17 protein-coding genes are annotated in these 16,412 nt (G+C 71.2%); 6 read left to right on the top strand and 11 right to left on the bottom strand.

Annotated features, from left to right (window positions below):
* Positions 1-5: 5 nt before the first annotated feature.
* The 6 genes from VA596_RS48890 to VA596_RS48915 all read right to left on the bottom strand — a co-directional run bounded on the left by VA596_RS48890 (position 6) and on the right by VA596_RS48915 (position 6,978).
* The gene (locus VA596_RS48890) at positions 6-1,025 is read right to left on the bottom strand and encodes a fatty acid desaturase family protein (RefSeq protein WP_323337583.1); all 1,020 of its coding nucleotides are present in this window, start codon (positions 1,023-1,025) and stop codon (positions 6-8) included.
* Between the two features lie 677 nt (positions 1,026-1,702).
* Complete coding sequence (locus VA596_RS48895; protein ID WP_323337585.1) at positions 1,703-2,635, bottom strand: acyl-CoA dehydrogenase family protein; 933 nt, start codon at positions 2,633-2,635, stop codon at positions 1,703-1,705.
* The gene (locus VA596_RS48900; protein WP_323337587.1) at positions 2,632-3,516 is read right to left on the bottom strand and encodes an acyl-CoA dehydrogenase family protein; all 885 of its coding nucleotides are present in this window, start codon (positions 3,514-3,516) and stop codon (positions 2,632-2,634) included. Before VA596_RS48900 ends, VA596_RS48895 begins: the two co-directional genes overlap by 4 nt.
* On the bottom strand, positions 3,513-4,646 hold the full coding sequence (locus VA596_RS48905) for an acyl-CoA dehydrogenase family protein (protein WP_323337589.1): 1,134 nt from the start codon (positions 4,644-4,646) through the stop codon (positions 3,513-3,515). Before VA596_RS48905 ends, VA596_RS48900 begins: the two co-directional genes overlap by 4 nt.
* Positions 4,646-5,485 carry an enoyl-CoA hydratase gene (locus tag VA596_RS48910; RefSeq protein WP_323337591.1) on the bottom strand — a complete coding sequence of 280 codons (840 nt, stop codon included), beginning with the start codon at positions 5,483-5,485 and terminating at the stop codon, positions 4,646-4,648. The genes VA596_RS48905 and VA596_RS48910 overlap by 1 nt, the downstream gene beginning before the upstream one ends.
* Positions 5,482-6,978: a FadD3 family acyl-CoA ligase gene (locus VA596_RS48915; protein WP_323337593.1), complete on the bottom strand. Its 1,497-nt coding sequence runs from the start codon at positions 6,976-6,978 to the stop codon at positions 5,482-5,484. The genes VA596_RS48910 and VA596_RS48915 overlap by 4 nt, the downstream gene beginning before the upstream one ends.
* Before the next feature lie 72 nt (positions 6,979-7,050).
* On the opposite strand from VA596_RS48915, the gene VA596_RS48920 reads away from it, so the two are divergent.
* From VA596_RS48920 to VA596_RS48935, 4 genes are read left to right on the top strand one after another with little or no spacing between them, the layout of a single operon-like run.
* Positions 7,051-8,193: an acyl-CoA dehydrogenase family protein gene (locus VA596_RS48920; RefSeq protein ID WP_323337595.1), complete on the top strand. Its 1,143-nt coding sequence runs from the start codon at positions 7,051-7,053 to the stop codon at positions 8,191-8,193.
* The gene (locus VA596_RS48925; RefSeq protein WP_323337597.1) at positions 8,190-8,966 is read left to right on the top strand and encodes an SDR family oxidoreductase; all 777 of its coding nucleotides are present in this window, start codon (positions 8,190-8,192) and stop codon (positions 8,964-8,966) included. Before VA596_RS48920 ends, VA596_RS48925 begins: the two co-directional genes overlap by 4 nt.
* Before the next feature lie 9 nt (positions 8,967-8,975).
* Positions 8,976-9,578 carry a TetR/AcrR family transcriptional regulator gene (locus VA596_RS48930; RefSeq protein WP_323337599.1) on the top strand — a complete coding sequence of 201 codons (603 nt, stop codon included), beginning with the start codon at positions 8,976-8,978 and terminating at the stop codon, positions 9,576-9,578.
* Positions 9,571-10,725, top strand: coding sequence for an acetyl-CoA C-acetyltransferase (locus tag VA596_RS48935; protein WP_323337601.1), 1,155 nt, complete (start codon positions 9,571-9,573; stop codon positions 10,723-10,725). The genes VA596_RS48930 and VA596_RS48935 overlap by 8 nt, the downstream gene beginning before the upstream one ends.
* 395 nt (positions 10,726-11,120) lie before the next feature.
* Here VA596_RS48935 and VA596_RS48940 read toward each other — a convergent pair whose 3' ends face one another.
* Genes VA596_RS48940 through VA596_RS48960 form a run of 5 tightly spaced genes read right to left on the bottom strand, consistent with a single transcriptional unit; the run spans position 11,121 to position 14,781 of the window.
* Positions 11,121-12,569: an NAD(P)/FAD-dependent oxidoreductase gene (locus VA596_RS48940; RefSeq protein WP_323337603.1), complete on the bottom strand. Its 1,449-nt coding sequence runs from the start codon at positions 12,567-12,569 to the stop codon at positions 11,121-11,123.
* A complete protein-coding gene (locus VA596_RS48945; RefSeq protein ID WP_093953060.1) occupies positions 12,562-12,792 on the bottom strand; it encodes a ferredoxin in 231 nt (76 codons plus the stop codon). The genes VA596_RS48940 and VA596_RS48945 overlap by 8 nt, the downstream gene beginning before the upstream one ends.
* 1 nt (position 12,793) lies before the next feature.
* Positions 12,794-13,411 carry a ferric reductase-like transmembrane domain-containing protein gene (locus tag VA596_RS48950; protein ID WP_323337606.1) on the bottom strand — a complete coding sequence of 206 codons (618 nt, stop codon included), beginning with the start codon at positions 13,409-13,411 and terminating at the stop codon, positions 12,794-12,796.
* On the bottom strand, positions 13,404-14,201 hold the full coding sequence (locus VA596_RS48955; protein WP_323337608.1) for a DUF4142 domain-containing protein: 798 nt from the start codon (positions 14,199-14,201) through the stop codon (positions 13,404-13,406). The genes VA596_RS48950 and VA596_RS48955 overlap by 8 nt, the downstream gene beginning before the upstream one ends.
* Entirely contained in the window at positions 14,185-14,781 is a 597-nt protein-coding gene (locus VA596_RS48960) for a COG4315 family predicted lipoprotein (protein ID WP_323337610.1), read from the bottom strand. Before VA596_RS48960 ends, VA596_RS48955 begins: the two co-directional genes overlap by 17 nt.
* Positions 14,782-15,021: 240 nt before the next feature.
* Between VA596_RS48960 and VA596_RS48965 the strand changes: the two genes are divergently transcribed.
* Together VA596_RS48965 and VA596_RS48970 are read left to right on the top strand one after the other, a co-directional pair.
* Positions 15,022-15,582, top strand: coding sequence for a sigma-70 family RNA polymerase sigma factor (locus tag VA596_RS48965; protein WP_323337612.1), 561 nt, complete (start codon positions 15,022-15,024; stop codon positions 15,580-15,582).
* Positions 15,569-16,366, top strand: a complete 798-nt coding sequence (locus tag VA596_RS48970) for a zf-HC2 domain-containing protein (protein WP_323337614.1) — start codon at positions 15,569-15,571, stop codon at positions 16,364-16,366. Before VA596_RS48965 ends, VA596_RS48970 begins: the two co-directional genes overlap by 14 nt.
* The last annotated feature ends 46 nt before the right edge of the window (positions 16,367-16,412 follow it).

Raw genomic sequence — 16,412 nt, forward strand, 5'->3', positions numbered from 1 at the left:
CGAGTCTACGAACGGTTCCTGAGAGGCGCCCCAGCTTCATGCAGGTGGGTGAGCGCCTGCCGGTAGGACTCGACCAGGCTCGTCTGCCGGTACGGGATGCCCAGCTCGGCGCAGTACGCCTGGACGATCGGCTGGGCCCGGCGCAGGTGCCGCGACGGCATGCTCGGGAACAGGTGGTGCTCGATCTGGTAGTTGAGGCCGCCGAGGGCGACGTCGACGACCGCGCCGCCGCGGACGTTGCGGGAGGTCAGCACCTGCTTGCGAAGGAAGTCGAGCTCCGGGCGCCCGGTCAGCGTCGGCATGCCCTTGTGGTTGGGCGCGAAGATCGATCCCATGTAGACACCCCACAGTCCTTGGTGGACGGCGAAGAACAGCAAAGCCATGCCCGGCGAAAGCACCGTGAGCAAGGCGCTGAAGTAGACGGCGAAGTGCGTGGCGAGCAGTGCGGCTTCGACACCGCGGCGTCGCAGGCCCGGCTTGCGCACCGCGCGGATGCCGGACCAGTGCAGGTTCAGCCCTTCGAGGGTGAGCAGCGGGAAGAACAGGAACGCCTGGTACCGCCCGATGAACGCGGGCACGCCGCGGGCCGCGCGGGCCTGGTCCTTCGACCAGACGAGGATGTCCGGGTCGACGTCCGGGTCCAGCTCCTCGTGGTTCGGGTTGGCGTGGTGGCGGGTGTGCTTGTCCATCCACCAGCCGTAGCTCATCCCGACACCGAGGTTGCCCGCGACCATCCCGGCGATCTCGGTCGGCCGCCGTCGCCGGAACACCTGCTTGTGCGCGAGGTCGTGGGAGAGCAGCGCGATCTGGCCGAACATCACGGCCTGGAACGCGGCGATCGCCAGCTGCCACCAGGAGTTCCCGAGGAAGGCGAAGGCGACCCAGCCGGCGGCGAACAGCGTGGTCACGACGGCGATCCGGGCGGTGTAGTACCCGGGACGGCGCCGCATCAGGCCGGCGGCGGAGATGCGGTGGCTCAGCCGGGCGAAGTCGCTGCCGGTGTGCACGAGGTTGTCTGTGGTCACGTGCTCGAGTCTTCGCGCGCACGCTACCGCCCGGAATCCAGCGCGCCGGTGGGTGCTTCGGGGGGCCAGCCCTACCGGACGGCCTGGTATACGCGGATCTCGCGTACTCGAAACCGGATCTCACGTGCTCGAACCGGATCTCACGTGCTCGAACCGGATCTCGCGTGCTCGGGGGCGGATCTCGCGTGTCTGGAGGGGTGTCTCGCGTGATTGGAGAGGCATCGCACGTGTCTGGAGGGGCATCTCGCGTGATTGGGGCGCATCTCGCGTGATTGGAGAGGCATCCCGCGTGATTGGAAGGGCATCACACGTGTCTGAAGGGGCATCACATGTGATTGGAGGGACGACACGTGTGTCTGGAGGGACGACACGCGTGTCTGAGGGGACGACACGCGTGTCTGAGGGGACGACACGTGTGCTTGGGTGGACGACACGCGTACCTGGGCGGACGACACGCGTATCTGGGTGGACGACACGCGTGTCTGGGTGGACGACACGCCCGGGTGGCGTACGCCGCCCGGGCGTGTCGGGCGAGCAGGTTGGTCTGCGTTCCGGGCTGGTCGGGGGCAGGTGTCCAGCGGCTCGGCCCGGTTCGATGTCCTGTTCGCCGCGACCGCGCGGGAGGGGGCGCGGTCCGCCTCGGGAGCAGCAGCCGCGCGCGGAAAGGCGCGCGGAATTTAGCTTGGGCGTATGTGTGGCAGGTGGTGGTGTGGGGGGCCGAACAGCAGGGATGCCGAGTGGGCGCGCTTGAAGTAGCGGTGTGCCGGGTGCTCCCAGGTGATTGCGATGCCGCCGTGCAGCTGGATCATCTCCGCCGCCACCTCCGAGAGCACCTCGGAGCAGTGCACCTTGGCGACCGCGGGCAGGTCCGCGTAGGCCGCCGAGCGGGCCGTCTCGACCAGGACGTGCAGGTCGGCCATGCGGTGCTTGAGCGCCTGGAAACTCCCGATCGGCCGGCCGAACTGGTGGCGCTGTTTCGTGTATTCGACGGTCAGTTCGAGGGCCCGGGCCGCCGCGCCGGTCTGCTCGGCGGCGAGGAGGAGGCAGGCGAAGTCCCGCAACGGCCCCAGGTCCAGGGGGCCGAGCCGCCGGGCGGGGGTGTGGTCGAACGTCACCGTGGCGAACCGCCGGGTCTCGTCGAGCGAAGGCACGTGCTCGCGGACGGCGTCGGACGGGTCCACTTCGTACAGTCCGTCTCCCGCGGCCACCAGGAGGATCGAAGCGGTGTCGCCGTCCAGGACGTAGTGCGCGCGTCCGTCCACAGTCGACAAATCGCCTCGGCACGCGGCGGCGTCCCAGCGGCCGTCCTCTCCGGTCCAGGCCAGCGCCGCGACGGCCCCCTCGGCGAGCCGGGGGAGCAGCTGCTCGTCACCGGTCGCGAGCACCGCTTGGGTGGCGACGGCCGAGCCGAGGAACGGGACGTCCGACAGCACGCGGCCGAGTTCCTCCGCGACGATCCGGAGTTCGGTGAGCCCGGCGCCGAGGCCGCCGTGCTCCTCGGGGATCGCGAGCGCGGGCACGCCGATGTCGACGAGGGCCGGCCACGGCGTGGCCTCCCGCTCCAGGAGCTTCCGGACGGTGGCGCGGAGCTCGTCCTGTTCCGGCGTCATCCGACCGCCGCCAGGACACGGCGCCGGTGCACCGCGGCGGTGCCCCAGGCCGTGGTCAGGGCGCGCACTCGCAGCAGCCGGCGGCCGAGCGGGTGCTCGGCGGTGTAGCCGATGGCGCCGTGCACCTGCAGTCCGGTGCGGGCCGCGAGCAGCGCCGCGTCGCCGCAGGCCACCTTCGCCGCCGAGACGTCCTCCGGCGCGAGGGTCACGGCCGCGCCGTGGAGCAGCGGCCGCGCCAGCTCCAGTGCCGTGACGACGTCCGCGAGAAGGTGCTTGACCGCCTGGTACTTCCCGATCTCGCGGCCGTACTGCCGCCGCTGCCCGGCGTAGGCGACCGACGTCGAGAGCAGCCAGTTCCCGGCACCGAGCAGCTGCGCCGCCGTCGCCAGGACACCGAGGTCGAACGCGCGTGCCGGGTCCAAAGCCGGGCCGAGGTCCTCGCCCGGAACGACTTCGAACAGCCGCCGGGACGGGTCCACAGAGGACAGCGACGCGCCGGGCGTGAAGGTGCGCAAACGTTTGCCGTCCACCAGGACCCGCAGGTCCGCGGTGTCCGCGTCGAGGGCGTAGGGCACGTGCGGGGCGAAGACCACCGACGCCCGGGTTTCGCCGGAGGCCACCGAGGCGAGCACCGGGTCGTCGAGCAGCGCGGGCAGCACCGCCACGGTGTCGGTCCACGGCCCGGGGACACCGTGGTGGCCGAGTGCCTCGAACGCGACCACGAGATCGACCGGCGACGCGCCGAGACCGTCGTGCTTCTCCGGGATGCCGAGCGCCGTGACGCCCAGCTCGGCGAGCTTCGGCCAGTCGTCGGTGGTGGACAGCAGGTCGTGCAGCGACGCGGCGAACGCCGTCTGCTCGGCGGTCAACCCGAACCTCATCGATCCTCCCGCGGCAGGCCGAGCAGGCGTTCGGCGACGATGGTGCGCTGGATCTGGTCGGTCCCGCCGTAGATCGGCCCGGCCAGCGAGAACAGCCAGCCGTCGCTCCAGCGGCCGTGCAGCTCGGCGTCCGGGCCCAGCAGGTCGAGCGCCGTCTCGTGCAGCCCCACGTCCAGGTGCGACCAGAACAGCTTGTTGACGCTCGACTCCGGCCCGAGCTGCCCGCCCTCGGCGAGCTTGGTGACCGTGCCGAACGTGTAGAGCTGGTAGGCGCGGGCGCCGATCCACGCGTCGGCGACCCGGTCCGCGGTGGCTTCGGGACGGCCCGCGCCGGACCACAACGCCGTCAGCCGGTCGGCGGCCGCGAGGAACCGGCCGGGGCTGCGCAGCGACAGGCCGCGCTCGTTGTTGGCCGTGGTCATCGCGATCTTCCAGCCCGCACCGGGCTCGCCGATGACGTCGGCGTCCGGCACGAAGACGTCGTCGAAGAAGATCTCGGCGAACCCCGGCTCGCCGTCCAGCTGCGGGATCGGCCGCACGGTCACGCCGTCCGCGCGCAGGTCGGCCATCAGGTAGGTCAGGCCGCGATGGCGTTCGGCTTCGGGGTCGCTGCGGAACAGGCCGAACGCGCGATCGGCGTAGGCGGCCCGGGAACTCCAGGTCTTCTGTCCGTTGAGGACCCAGCCACCGTCCACTCGGGACGCCGTGCTCCGCAGCGCGGCGATGTCGCTGCCCGCCTCCGGCTCGGACCAGGCCTGCGCCCACACCTCTTCGGAGCGGGCCATCTTCGGCAGGATCCGGGCCAGCTGCTCGTCCGTGCCGTGGGAGAACAGTGTCGGCGCGAGCATGAAGATGCCGTTCTGGTTGACCCGCAGCGGCGCGCCGGCCGCGTAGTACTCCTCCTCGAACAGCACCCACTCCAGGAGGCTCGCGTCGCGGCCGCCGTACTCGGCCGGCCAGGAGACGACCGACCAGCGCGCGTCGGCCAGCCCGGCCTCCCACTCGCGGTGGGCGGCGAACCCCTCGGGGGTGTCGAACGAGGGGAGCGGCTCGGCGGGGACGTGCGCGGCCAGCCACGCGCGGGCCTCGTCGCGGAACGCCTCGGCGGCGGGGGAGAGGTCGAGGTCCATCACCGGTCCCGCATGGACTTGGCGTCGAGCCCGGCCAGGGAGTCGCCGGACACCTCGGCGTTGTGCGCGTGCGCGAAGTGGTGCAGCCCGAACACACTGTCCATTCCGGACCGCAGGCCCATCTGGTCCTCGGCCTGGTTCACGGCCTTCTTGGCCAGCGCGAGCCCGAACCGCGGCATCTCCGCGATCTTCTCCGCCAGCCGGAAAGTCTCGGTCTCGAGGTCGGCGCGCGGGACGACCCGGTTGAGCATGCCCCAGTCGAGGGCCTGCTGGGCGGTGAAGCGCTCGCCGGTGAACAGGACCTCTTTGGCCCGGCGTGGCCCGAGCACCCAGGGGTGCGCGAAGTACTCGACGCCGGGAATCCCCATCTTCACCACGGGATCGGCGAAGAACGCGTCGTCGGACGCGACGATCAGATCGCACACCCAGGCCAGCATCAGCGCGCCGGCGATGCACGCGCCCTGCACGGACGCGATCGTCGGCTTGGGGATCTCCCGCCAGCGGCGGCACATCCCCAAGTACACTTCGGACTCTCGCGCGAACCGCTGGTCACCGCCCGCGGCGTCGACGTGGTCCCACCACATCACGGCCTTGCGCTCGAACGAGACGTCCGCGTCACGGCCCGGCGAGCCGATGTCGTGCCCGGCCGAGAAGTGCTTGCCCGCCCCGGCCAGCACGATCACCTTCACCTCGGCGTCGCCGACGGCCCGGGTGAACGCGGCGTCGAGCGCGTAGGTCATCGCCGAGTTCTGCGCGTTGCGGTACTCGGGCCGGTTCAGGGTGACGACCGCGACCGGCCCGCGCACCTCGTACGTGACCTCCTCGCCGATGTCGCTCATGCTTCCTCCCGCAGAACTCGTTTCAGCACCTTGCCCGACGGCGTGCGCGGCAGCTCGTCCCGGAACTCGACGCGCCGGGGCCGCTTGTAGTTCGCCAGGTTGGCCTTGCAGTGGTTCAGGACGTCCTCGGTGGACAGAACGACGCCCGGTCGCAGCCGGACGTAGGCCTTGCCGACCTCGCCGTACACCGGATCCGGCACGCCTACGACGACGGCCTCGGCCACGCCGTCCAGCCAGCCCAGCGCCTGCTCGACCTCGGCCGGGTAGACGTTGAACCCGCCGCAGATGTACATGTCCTTGATCCGGTCGACGATCCGCAGGTGCCCGGACTCGGTGAGCACGCCGACGTCCCCGGTGTGCAGCCAGCCCCCGGAATCGATCGCCTCGGCGGTGGCGGCCGGGTCGTCGAGGTACCCGAGCATCACGTTCGGGCCGCGCAGCAGGACCTCGTCACGCTCGCCGAGGCGGACCTCGAACCCGGCCGTGGGCCGGCCGACGGTCCGCGCGACCAGGTCGGGCGGGTCGGTGCGCAGGGACATCGTGGCCACGACGGCCTCGGTCAGCCCGTACGCGGTGAGCACCAGGTCGAAGCCCAGTTCGGCCTGCATCCGCTCGACGAGGGCCACGGGCACGGTCGCGGCGCCGGTGACCGCCAGCCGGAGCGCCGACAGGTCGTACGACGGCCGGTCCGGCGCGTCCAGCAGGACCTGGAAGATCGTCGGGGCGCCCGGCAGCACGGAGATCCGCTCGTCCTGGATCAGCCGGAGCGTCTCGGCGACGGCGAAGGTGCGCTGCGGCACGAGCGTCGTGCCGTGCAGTATCGCGGCCAGGATCCCGGCCTTGTACCCGAAACTGTGGAAGAACGGGTTGATCACGAGGTAGCGGTCCTGCTCGCTCAGTTCGCCGCAGGCGGCCCACGCGGCGGCGACCCCCAGGGCCTGGCGGTGCGAGGACATCGCGCCCTTGCTGCGGCCGGTCGTGCCCGAGGTGAAGAGGATGTCGCTGACGTCGTCCGGCCGCGCGGGGCTGGTGAAGGTGTCGTCGAAGCCGTCGAGCGCGTCCCATTCGGTGACGCCGTCGACCGGGTCTTCCCGGCCCTCGACCGGCATCCGCAGGACGGTGGGCGGGCGCTCGTCGAGTGAAGCGAGCCGGTCCGTGTCGAGGAACGTCCCGGTGATGGCCAGGGCCGAGACCTTGGCGCGGGTCAGGATGTCCGTGGTCTCCCGGGCGGTGAACCGGGTGCTGATCGGCACCAGCGTCGCACCGGCGTAGTGCGCGCCGAGCGCGGCGACCGGCCAGTGCCACGTGTTGGGCGCGCAGACCGCGACACGGTCACCCGGCCCGATCCCCGCGGCGGCGTAGAAGTTCGCGCACCGCCGCACCCGGGACCGCAGCTCCGGCCAGGTCAGCCGGACGTCGCCGTCCACCAGTGCTTCACGCGCGGGGAACCGCTCCGCCGCGGCGTCGAGCGCCGCCGGGACGGTCTCCGTCATCACGGCCTCCCTAGCAAGTGCTTGGTAGGGTAGCCTACGCAGGACCCCCGGTTTTGGCCAGAGGAGGTGACGGTGCCCGACCAGGATTTCCGTGACGAAGTACGGACTTGGCTGGCTGAACACCTACGCGGCGACTTCGCGAAGCTGCGCGGGCGCGGCGGGCCCGGCCGCGAGCACGAGGCGTTCGAGGAGCGCCTGGCGTGGGAGCGCGAGCTGGCGACCGGCGGCTGGAACTGCGTCGGCTGGCCGGTCGAGCACGGCGGCCGCGGCGCGACCCTCGAGCAGCAGGTGATCTTCCACGAGGAGTACGCCCTCTCCGACGCCCCGGCCAAGGTCGGGCACTTCGGCCAGGAACTGCTCGGCCCGACGCTCATCGCGTTCGGCACCCCGGAGCAGCAACGCCGGTTCCTGCCCCCGATCGTCGCCGCCGAAGAACTCTGGTGTCAGGGCTACTCCGAACCCGGCGCCGGCTCCGACCTCGCCGCCGTCTCGACGTCGGCCCGCCTGGACGGCGACGAGTGGGTGGTCACCGGCCAGAAGGTCTGGACGTCGCTGGCGCAGCACGCGGACTGGTGTTTTGCCGTCGCCCGCACCGAGCCGGGTTCGAAGCGTCACAAGGGACTGTCCTACCTGCTCGTCCCAATGCGACAGTCCGGAGTGGACGCCCGCCCGATCGTCCAGCTGACCGGGACGGCGGAGTTCAACGAGGTCTTCTTCGACGGCGCCCGCACCCACCGCGACCTGGCCGTGGGGGAGCCGGGTGACGGCTGGCGCGTCGCGATGGGCACCCTGGCCTTCGAACGGGGTGTCGCCACCCTCGGCCAGCAGGTCGGCTTCCGGCGCGAGCTGACGGCGTTGACCGACCTCGCCCGCACCACGGGCGCGCTCGACGACCCGGTGCTCGCCGAGCGCGTCGACCGCGCCTGGCTCGGCCTGGAAGTCATGCGAGCGCACGCCATCCGCACGCTCGGCGACCGCGGCCCCGGCACGGCGTCGGTCGCGAAGCTCGTCTGGGCGAACTGGCACCGCACGCTCGGCGAGCTGGCCATGGCGATCCGCGGTGCGGCGGGCATGCTCGCGCCGGACGGCCTCGACGACTGGCAGCGGCTGTACCTGTTCACCCGCGCCGACACGATCTACGGCGGCTCCAACGAGATCCAGCGCAACATCATCGCCGAGCGCGTGCTCGGCCTGCCCCGGGAGGCCCGTCCGTGATCACCGTCCCGAAGTACCCGGCGGGCGCGAACCTGGTGCGGGACAAGGTGGTCGTCGTGACCGCCGCGGCCGGCACCGGCATCGGATCCGCCACGGCGAAACGCTGCCTCGAGGAGGGCGCGAAGGTCGTCGTCAGCGACTGGCACGAACGCCGCCTCGGCGAGAAGGCCGCGGAACTCGCGGACCTCGGTGACGTCCACGCGATCCCGTGCGACGTCACGCAGGAGGACCAGGTCCAGGCGCTCATCGACGGCAGCGTCGAGCGGTTCGGCCGGATCGACGTCGTGGTCAACAACGCCGGGCTCGGCGGCACCAAGTCCCTTGTGGACATGACCGACGAGGAGTGGACGCGGGTCCTCGACGTCACCCTCAACGGCACCTTCCGCGCCACCCGCGCGGCCCTGCGCCGGTTCGCCGAACAGGGTGACGGCGGCGCGATCGTCAACAACGCGTCCGTGCTCGGCTGGCGCGCCCAGGGCGGGCAGGCGCACTACGCGGCGGCCAAGGCCGGGGTGATGGCCCTGACGCGGTGCGCGGCCGTCGACGCCGCGCCGCTCGGCGTCCGGGTCAACGCCGTCGCGCCCAGCATCGCGATGCACGCGTTCCTGGCCAAGGTGACCAGCGACGAGCTGCTCGCAGAGCTGACGGCTCGTGAGGTTTCGGGGAGGGCGGCGGAACCGTGGGAAGTGGCGAATGTGATCGTGTTCCTGGCCAGTGAGTACTCCTCGTACCTCACCGGCGAGGTCGTGTCCGTGAGTTCGCAACATGCGTGAGGTGCCCCGATGAGCCCCCAGAAGAACAGCCGGCGTGCGGAGCTGCTGGACCTGGCCGCGCGGCTGTTCGCCGAGCGCGGGTACGTCTCCACGACCGTGCGGGACATCGCCGACGCCGCCGGCATCCTGTCCGGCAGCCTCTACCACCACTTCGACTCCAAGGAGTCGATGGCCGACGAGATCCTCACCGGCTTCCTCGACGAACTGTTCGGCTCGTACGCCGAGATCGTCGCCCAGGGACTCGGTCCGCGTGAGACGCTCGAAGCGGTCGTCGTGGCGTCGTTCGACTCGATCCACCGGCGCCCGGCGCAGGTCGCGATCTACCAGAACGAGGCCAAGCACCTCATGCAGCTGCCGCGGTTCGCCTACCTCAACGACCGCAACGCCGAGTTCCGCAAGCTGTGGAACGGCATCCTCACCGACGGCGTCGCGGACGGTGTCTTCCGCGCCGACCTCGACGTCGAGCTGACCTACCGGTTCATCCGCGACACGGTGTGGGTGGCCGTGCGCTGGTACAACCCCGAGGGCGCGCTCACCGCGCAGGACGTCGCGGAGCAGTACCTCGGGATCCTGCTGGACGGCATCGCTCAGAAGGGAAGGCGACGTGGCTGAAGCGTATGTCCTGGACGCGGTCCGCACGCCGGTCGGCAAACGCGGGGGAGCCTTGAGCACGGTCCACCCGGCCGACCTGGGCGCGCACGTGATCCGCGCGATCGTCGAACGGACCGGCGTCGACCCGGAACTGGTGGAGGACGTCATCTTCGGTTGCGTCGACACGCTCGGGCCGCAGGCGGGCAACGTCGCGCGGACGTCGTGGCTCGCGGCCGGCTACCCGCAGCACGTGCCGGGGGTGACGGTCGACCGGCAGTGCGGGTCGAGCCAGCAGGCCGTGCACTTCGCCGCGCAGGCGGTGCTGAGCGGTACGGCGGACCTCGTGCTGGCGGGCGGCGTGCAGAACATGAGCGCGGTCCCGATCGGCGCGGCGATGCTCGCCGGGCGCGCATACGGCTTCGAGGATCCGTTCTCCGGGTCGAAGGGCTGGCAGGAACGCTTCGGCGCGAGTGAGGTGTCGCAGTTCCGCAGCGCGGACATGATCGCCGGGCACTGGGACATTTCCCGCGTCGCGATGGAGGAATTCGCGCTGCGGAGTCACCAGCTCGCCGCGGCGGCGTCCGACGGCGGATTGTTCGACGACGAAATAGCGCCGTACGGAGAATTCGGCAAGGACGAAGGACCACGCCGGGACACGTCCCTGGAACGCATGGCGGGATTGAAGCCGCTGTCCCCGGAATCCCGCATCACGGCGGCGGTGGCGAGCCAGATTTCGGACGGCGCGAGCGCGACCCTGATCGCGTCGGAGGAATTCGTCCGCGAGCACGGCCTGACCCCGATGGCCCGCATCCACCACCTGTCGGTCCGCGCGGCGGACCCGGTCTGGATGCTCACCGGCCCGATCCCGGCGACCGCGCACGCGTTGCGTCGCACCGGGTTGACGGTCGGTGACATCGATCTTTTCGAAGTGAACGAGGCGTTCGCGAGCGTGGTACTGGCGTGGCTCGACGAGACGGGCGCCGACCCGTCGCGGGTCAACGTCAACGGCGGCGCGATCGCGCTCGGTCACCCGATCGGCGCGTCCGGCACCAAGCTGTTCGCGACCCTGCTCCACGAGCTGAAGCGCCGCGGCGGCCGGTACGGGCTGCAGACGATGTGCGAAGGCGGCGGCACGGCCAACGTGACGATCGTCGAAAACCTCACCTGAGGCCGGACACAGCTGAGGCCGGTTCGAGGGTTCCCGTTCCCTCGAACCGGCCTCGGCCGGTGCAACCCCGATAGCGCACCATCTCCGTGACGGCCTTCCCACCGGCATACCCTTCCGGCGAGAAGGCCCCCACGGTTCACCCGTCACGGCGGTCACCCGCCGGGACGCTCGACCCCGGGCCCCCGCCCGGCGAGCCGGAAGAAGGCCACCTCGAGGGGTGTCGGGTTCCCTCGGGATGGCCCTCTCCTGGCCCGCCGGACGCTCGGCCCGAGTCCGGGCGCGAGGCGGGCAGTGGGGACGTTGGGGGCCGGCCACCACGCCGCCCAGCCGCGGAGGGGACGTGGTGGCCGGCCAAGGGACGAGGGCCGCCGCGCGCAGCCTCGCCCCGGTCTTCGTTACCTCCCCATCGGGATGGCCATGGTCGGCGGGGACTGCGCGGGGAACGCCGTGGTGACCCCCGCCGGCACGACCGGCAGGGACTGCGCGGCGAACGCGGTGGTCGGGATGTTGTTGGCGAACTCGCTCTCGAACTCGCGCTCGAAGGCCTGGGCGTCGAAACCGCTCTCGAACTCCGTCGGCACGTCGGCCGCCAGCGCCGCGAGCGACGGCTCGACGACCGGGACCTCGGGAACCTCGGAGACCGGGGCGGGAGCGGGCTCCGGCTCGGGCACGAAGTCCGGGGCGGGCAGCCGGCGGTCGAGCTCGGCCATCCAGTCGAGCATCGCGCGCGGCTTGTCCCACGCCGAGATGCCGACGAGCCGGCCGTCGCGGATGAAGCCGGTGATGCCGTCGGCCAGCGTCACAGTGTCTTCGGCCAGCGACGGCATGCCGCACATCTGCAGCCGCGTGTCGTACAGCGTCGACCACGCCCGGGGGAGCGGGGTGAACGGCTTGGCGCTGGACTGGCCCATCAGCAGGTTGTCCGCCGCGTGCCGGGCCGACTCGACGGCGTTGATCCAGTGCTCGACCCGCCGCGGGGTCTCGTCGAAGCGCAGGTTCGGCCAGCGCGCGATGTCCCCGGCGATGACGACGTCGGACGCGCCCTCGGCGAACAGCTTCGCGTCGCACAGCACGCCGTCGCTGATGTCGAGGCCGGAGCCGCGCATCCAGTCGACCGACGGGACACTGCCGATGGCGAGCACGACGACGCTGGCGACCAGCAGCTGGTTGTTCGTCAGGTGCAGCCCGACGGTGTCCTTCGTGCTGATCCAGTGCCGCACTTCGCTCTTCATCGCGAGTTTCGCGCGGTGCTCGTGGTGCGCCTCGACGATGCCGCTGGAGACGCGGTCGCCGAAGCGGTGCAGTGGCGCCTTCGCGTGACCGACCAGGGTGACGTCCCGGCCGATGTGCCGCATGCTCGCGGCGAACTCGTTGCCGATCAGGCCGGCGCCGATCACGACGGCCGGCTTCTTGCTGGCGTTGAGGCAGCGCCGCACCGCCATCGAGTCCTCGACCGTGCGCAGGATCCGCACGCGCGGGTCGTGCCGCGGCGACCCGGGCAGGTGCCGCGGGTAGACGCCGGTCGCGGCGATCAGGCCGTCGTACCAGAGGGATTCCCCGCCGGGCAGGTGCACGACCCGCTCGGTCGTGTCGAGGTGCGTGACCCGTGCGCCGAGGCGCCAGTGCACGTCCAGGTCCGGCAGGTAGTGCGAAAGGCCCACGTCGCTGGGCCGTTCGGTCCCCATCACGAGCGCCTTGGAGACCATCGGGCGGTGGTACGGGCGACGGGCTTCGTCGCCGATCAGGACGATCTCGCCGTCGAAGTTCTGTTCCCGCAGGCGTTCCGCGGCACGCAGCCCGGCGACGCCCGCACCGACGATGACGATCCGGTCGCCGTCAGCCATCGAGGTCCCCTCTCATCACGACCGCCTGCATCGGGCAGCAGCGGGCCGCCATCTTCGCCTGTTCCATGGTGGTTTCGTCCAGCAGCCGCGTGTGGAAGCGCAGGCGGCCGTCCTGGCCGAGGTCGAACACGTCCGGCGCCTCCATGGCGCAGATGCCGTAGAGCTCGCAACGGTCGTTGTCGACGCTGATCCGGGGCCCGCTACCGGGCAAACGGAGGGGCATGTCAGGCCACCTGCTCTTCCACGAGTCCGATGCGTTCGAGGGTCCGGGCCGGCAGGAACCGCAGCAGCGACACCGTCGCCGCCGGGATGAGCAGCGTGATGCCACCCAGCCAGACGACGGCGAGGTGGCCGTTGGCGATCGAGCCGAACCAGGCGTGCAACGCGGTCAGCGCCACGGCCGGGTAGGCGCAGCGGTGCAGCCACAGCCAGCGGCGGTACGAGGTGAACCGCTGCAGGCCCGCGGTGAGCGCGATGGCCAGCATGACCTCGAAACCGACGATGCCGATGCTGTGCCGGATCTCCTGGCCGGACAGGAACGGGAGGAACAGGTACTGCAGGGAGTAGGGCTGGATCGTCAGGTAGAAGAAGCCCAGCGCGTGGATGCCGCCGAAGATCAGCGTGCCGGTCGCCAGCACCATGTGCGAGCTGCGCAGGGCCTTGCGCCCGGTGACCGAGCGCACCCAGCCGGTGGCGGTGAGCACACCCCAGGTGAGGGTGAGCATCATCGCCGCGTACGACGCCCGGGCGGCGAAGGCCGCGAGGCCCCGCGCCGCCGGGTCGGTCTTCGGCTGGAACTGCTGGGTGATCAGGATCGTCGCGTCGTGCCAGGTCTCAACCATGACTGCTCCCGGCACGAACGGCGGTGGCGGGACGGGACGAGGTCCGGGCGCGGCTGCGGTTGCCCTTGATCTGGCGCAGCACGTAGAACAGGCCACCGCCGACCAGCAGGAACAGGGCCGCCACCACGGCGATCTGGGACGTGTCGAGGCCGAGCGGGGCCCCGGCGGGCGCCGCGGTCGTGGAGACCGCGGGCTCCGGGAGCGCGGTGTAGTCGACCATGCCGGTGCTCTCGAGCATCGTCATGTGCCGCATCACGGCCTGGTTGCCGACGGTCGCGAACGCGCGGACGTCGTCGTTGCGGGTGCCGGCGCGCAGCTGCGCGAGGATGGCGAACACCTGACCGTGCGCCGCGCGCAGCCGGTTGGCGAAGACGCGGTCGAACGCCGGCCCGGGGGCCGCGTTCATCTCTTCGAGCAGCCAGCCGCGCTGTTCGTCGGAGGGCTGGTCGGGCACCGGCGAGTTGAGCTTCGCCGACAGCGCGCGGGTCGCGACGTCGAGCCGGCCGTGATCCATCATGATCGCGAAGCCGACTTCCTTGACCAGCGGGCTGCCCTTCTGCATGGCCATCATGCCCGAGGGCATCTCCCACAGCCCGGCCTGGCGGACCTTGGTCAGCAGCACCGAGTCGGTGGGCGAGACGGCCGTGGTCTGGGCGGTGGAGGCCGAGCCCGGCGCGAGCAGCGCCAGCACCGCGACCACCACGAACAAGATCCGGACCAGCGGCCGGGAGCGTTCGAGCGCGGTCGGCGGGTCGAGCTCCAGCGCGGTGAGCTCAGATGCCGAACGCATTTTGCCTCCACTCGTCCTGGGTGAGCGTGATCTTCTTGCCGTCCGGCGCGATCGGGAACCACGCCTGGTCGGCGCCTTGGCCGGAGGTGTCGGCGGGTTCGCTGTCGCCGGTGAAGTGGTACAGCGGCCAGCCGGCGAGGGTGAGCTGCTGGCTGCCGTCTTCGCGGGTGATCTGGCCGATCAGGGACGTGTCGACGCCGATCGGCGCGGGGCCGCCGACGTTGACCGGGATCCACTTCGTGGCGCAGGCACCGTTGCAGTTGGACCGTGAGGGGTCGGTCGTGTCGCGGTCGTAGCGGTAGATCGTGTAACCGGTTCCGTCGACCAGCATGAGCCCCAGGTCGAACGTCTTCGCGGCGCGGAGCTGGCTCTTCGCCGGGTCGTTCGGGTTGGCCGTGATCGGCTGGGGCATGGCGAGGGTCATCTGGCCCGGTTGCTGGGCGGGCATCTGCATCCCGGCGCCCCCACCTGCGGCGTAACCACCCGAGGTGGTCGCGGCGCCGGCGGTGCAGGCGGTGAGCAGAGCGAGTGCGGTGAGGCACACGGCGGCGGGGACCACCGGTCGGGGAATGCGGATCACTGCTCCTCCGTGGGGCATGACTACGCGCTGTTGCCGGGGGTGCAACGGAAAAGCGCGCGAAAGATCCACTGTGGACGACTGGTCCGGGGTGGATGCGGAGCGTTGCGGGGGACAACGCCTTGTCGGGGTCTTCGGTAGGGGATACGGACACGGTAGGGAAACGGTTCAAAAAACTTTCGGCCGCTCTTGCCCGGCACTTGGCACTAGACGTAGGCCGTCCGGCGCACCAAGATGTCCGGCGTGGGACGGCACACTCGAGCGCTGAGACCCGTCGAAGATCAGGAAGTCGTTGTTGAGCCCAACGACGCCCATGACGATCTGGCGAAGGCGCTCTACCAGGAGTTCGGCGGGTCCCTCATGGCGTTCGCGCTCCGGCTGACCGGCCACGACCGGCAGTGGGCCGAAGACGTCGTGCAGGAGACCCTGATCAAGGCGTGGCGGAACGCCGACAAGCTCGACCGCCAGCCGGAGATGCTGCGCGCGTGGTTGTTCACCGTCGCCCGCCGCACCGTCATCGACGGCTGGCGCAGCCGCAGCGTCCGTCCCCAGGAGCTCGAAGAGATCGAATCCGACGCGATCGCGGTGTCCGACGAGTCGGACCGCACGCTCGCCGCCATGATCGTTTACGAAGCGCTGCAGGGACTTTCGCCCGAGCAGCGCGAGGCCATCCAGCAGACCTACCTGCGCGATCGCACCGTGAACGAGGTCGCGGCCACGCTCGGGGTGCCCCCGGGCACCATCAAGTCCCGCATCCACCACGCCGTCCGCGCCCTGCGCCGTGCCCTGCGTGAGCGGGGGTGAGCTGAGGGTGGCCGGGTCCGCGCACACCGACGTCGCCGCGTACGTGCTCGGCGTCCTCACCGAGGCCGAGAGCACGCAGTTCGAAGCCCACCTGATGAACTGCCCGCACTGCCAGCTCGACCTGATCGAGCTGTACCAGCTGCCGGACGTCCTCGACCTCGTGAAACGCAGCTGGCCGGAGCCGCCGATGCCGGCGCCCAGCCCGCGCACCCTCGCCCCCGGGCCCCGCGTGCTGCGCGGCCTGATGGAAGAGGCGTCCGTGAAGCGCCGCCGGCGCAAACGGCTCGGCATCATCGCCGGGACCGCGGCCGCCGCGCTCGTCGTGGCCGGCCCGCTCGTGACCCTCGCCGTCCGGCCGGCCGACGCCGTCCCGCCCGCGTCGCTCTCCGCGCCGAGCAGCAAGCAGCCGCCGCCCGTGACGAGCGTCCCCGCGACGTCCACTGCGCCGCCGGGTCAGCCCGGCAACGGCCAGACCTACGGCCGCGGCAGCGGCGGGTCCGCCGTCAGCGCCCTCGTCACCGTCCTGCCGGTGGAGTGGGGCAGCCGCATCGAGCTCGAGCTGCGCGGCATCGTCGGGCCGCTGAAGTGCCAGCTGATCGCCGTCTCCGTTTCGGGCAGCGAGGGCGTGGTCGCCAGCTGGTCCGTGCCGCCCAAGGGCTTCGGCATTCCCGGCTCGCCCGAACCGCTGCGGCTGCAGGGGTCCACCTCGACGCCGATGGACCAGATCGGCCGGTTCGAGGTCCGTGGCGCGGACGGCACCGTCCTCGTCATGGTGCAGCGCTGACCGCGCGACGCTGAATCAATTTTTCTCATTTATCGCCGTGACCTGG

Source organism: Amycolatopsis heterodermiae, from assembly GCF_034929455.1.
GTDB lineage: Bacteria > Actinomycetota > Actinomycetes > Mycobacteriales > Pseudonocardiaceae > Amycolatopsis > Amycolatopsis heterodermiae.

Excerpts from the sequence above, each read along its gene's own strand:
- VA596_RS48895 (WP_323337585.1), bottom strand. The coding sequence starts at position 2,635 with ATGACGCCGGAACAGGACGAGCTCCGCGCCACCGTCCGGAAGCTCCTG.
- VA596_RS48900 (WP_323337587.1), bottom strand. The coding sequence starts at position 3,516 with ATGAGGTTCGGGTTGACCGCCGAGCAGACGGCGTTCGCCGCGTCGCTG.
- VA596_RS48905 (WP_323337589.1), bottom strand. The coding sequence starts at position 4,646 with ATGGACCTCGACCTCTCCCCCGCCGCCGAGGCGTTCCGCGACGAGGCC.
- VA596_RS48910 (WP_323337591.1), bottom strand. The coding sequence starts at position 5,485 with ATGAGCGACATCGGCGAGGAGGTCACGTACGAGGTGCGCGGGCCGGTC.
- VA596_RS48915 (WP_323337593.1), bottom strand. The coding sequence starts at position 6,978 with ATGACGGAGACCGTCCCGGCGGCGCTCGACGCCGCGGCGGAGCGGTTC.
- VA596_RS48930 (WP_323337599.1), top strand. The coding sequence starts at position 8,976 with ATGAGCCCCCAGAAGAACAGCCGGCGTGCGGAGCTGCTGGACCTGGCC.
- VA596_RS48940 (WP_323337603.1), bottom strand. The coding sequence starts at position 12,569 with ATGGCTGACGGCGACCGGATCGTCATCGTCGGTGCGGGCGTCGCCGGG.
- VA596_RS48945 (WP_093953060.1), bottom strand. The coding sequence starts at position 12,792 with ATGCCCCTCCGTTTGCCCGGTAGCGGGCCCCGGATCAGCGTCGACAAC.
- VA596_RS48950 (WP_323337606.1), bottom strand. The coding sequence starts at position 13,411 with ATGGTTGAGACCTGGCACGACGCGACGATCCTGATCACCCAGCAGTTC.
- VA596_RS48955 (WP_323337608.1), bottom strand. The coding sequence starts at position 14,201 with ATGCGTTCGGCATCTGAGCTCACCGCGCTGGAGCTCGACCCGCCGACC.